Annotated in this window: 1 protein-coding gene; it reads right to left on the bottom strand. The window is 65.8% G+C overall.

Going from position 1 to position 1,426, the window contains the following annotated elements; genetic code table 11:
* Positions 1-26 precede the first annotated feature (26 nt).
* On the bottom strand, positions 27-1,205 hold the full coding sequence (locus C5J26_RS32360; protein ID WP_105405487.1) for an IS110 family transposase: 1,179 nt from the start codon (positions 1,203-1,205) through the stop codon (positions 27-29).
* Positions 1,206-1,426 lie beyond the last annotated feature (221 nt).

Here is a 1,426-nt window from a genome sequence, read left to right as displayed (position 1 = left end):
CTGGAGGCAGCTGAGTAATGCGCAAGTCAAGCGGCTTTTTGAGTTGGATCGAAGGTTTGCCTGGTTCTGAGCATCGTCCACAGGACGGTGACGCGTCGGCGGGCCAGAGCGATGATGGCCTGGGTGTGATGTTTTCCCTCTCGTCGTTTTCGGTCGTAGAAGGCTTTGGAGAGCGGGTCTCTGGTGGAGACGGCGCAGAAGGCACTTTGGAAGAATACCCGCTTGAGGGCCTTGTCGCCGCCAAATGCGCGGCGCCAGCTCCTGGATTTTCCGGATTGACGGATGACGGGCGTCAGGCCTGCGGCGCTGGCCAGGGCGTCGGCCGAGTGGAACCGCTCGATGGTGCCGATGTTGGCGATGAGTTCTGCCGACAGCACCGCCCCCATCCCCGGCAGCGAGCGGATGAGGGCGCCGTCAGGGTGGCGCTCGAGCAGGGCCTCCAAGTCGCGGTCGATGCGGGCGATCGCCTCGCGCGCCTGCAGGGCCTCAGTGGCGAGTTCGCGGATCATGTCGGCGAAGCTGGCCTCGCCGGGAACGGCGATGCTCTGGCCTTCGGCGGCTTCGAGGGAGCGTTGGGCCAGTGCCTCGACGGCGTGCAGATGAGGTGTTCGCTTGAGATACGCCATGAGCCGCTTGAGGCCGGCCCGGCGGATCTCGGCCGGTGTGACGTAGCGGGTGACAAGGACGAGCGGTCCCTTGGCCGTCAGGTCGAGCCGGCGTTCGAGGCCGGGGTGGATAGCGGCCAGGAGCTGGCGCATTCGGGAGATGCGGCGCGTCTGATCGTCGCTGAGTTCGCGGCGTCGCGTGACTTTGAGGCGCAGTGCGATCGCGGTCTCGTCGCCTGGCAGGATCGGGCGCAGATCGCGCGTCCGGACCAACTCGGCGATGGTGTGCGCATCGCGCGGATCGGACTTGCGCTCGCCGCCGGAAAAGCCCTGTCCGGCCCGGTTGACGGCAATGCCGGGCACATAGACGAGACGCACCCCCTCGGCCAGGAGGATGGCCTCCAGGAAGCGCGCCAGCGATCCGGTGATGTCCAGCCCGACCACGACCTCGCCACCAAGGCCGCGCAGGTCGGCGACGAGGCGCTCGATCGCGGCCTGATCGTTCTCGACCGCGCGGTCGAGCAAAACCTGGGCGCGCGGATCGAGAGCGCAGGCCCAATGGGTTTCCTTGGCAACATCTATTCCAACGTAAATCTCCATGACGCTCCTCGCATGACGTGGCGACCGCGCAGGCCCAGACACGCCGACATCGCCTTACATAGCCATCACGGGCATCGAGCAATCAGCGGTCGATCCAGGTCGGTGAAGCGGGCGGCTCAGCAGCCGGAGCCATCAAGGACAGCCAGAATGACAACCATACCCGCATCACCTGCGCCCAAGCAGCTTCGCACCGCAGTAGGCACTATGAAAAGAGGTAAGGC

It is taken from the genome of Neorhizobium sp. T7_12 (assembly GCF_002968535.1).
GTDB classification, from domain to species: Bacteria; Pseudomonadota; Alphaproteobacteria; order Rhizobiales; family Rhizobiaceae; genus Neorhizobium; species Neorhizobium tomejilense.
Note: the sequence above shows the minus strand (reverse complement) of the source record. Positions and strands in the feature narration are given on the sequence as shown.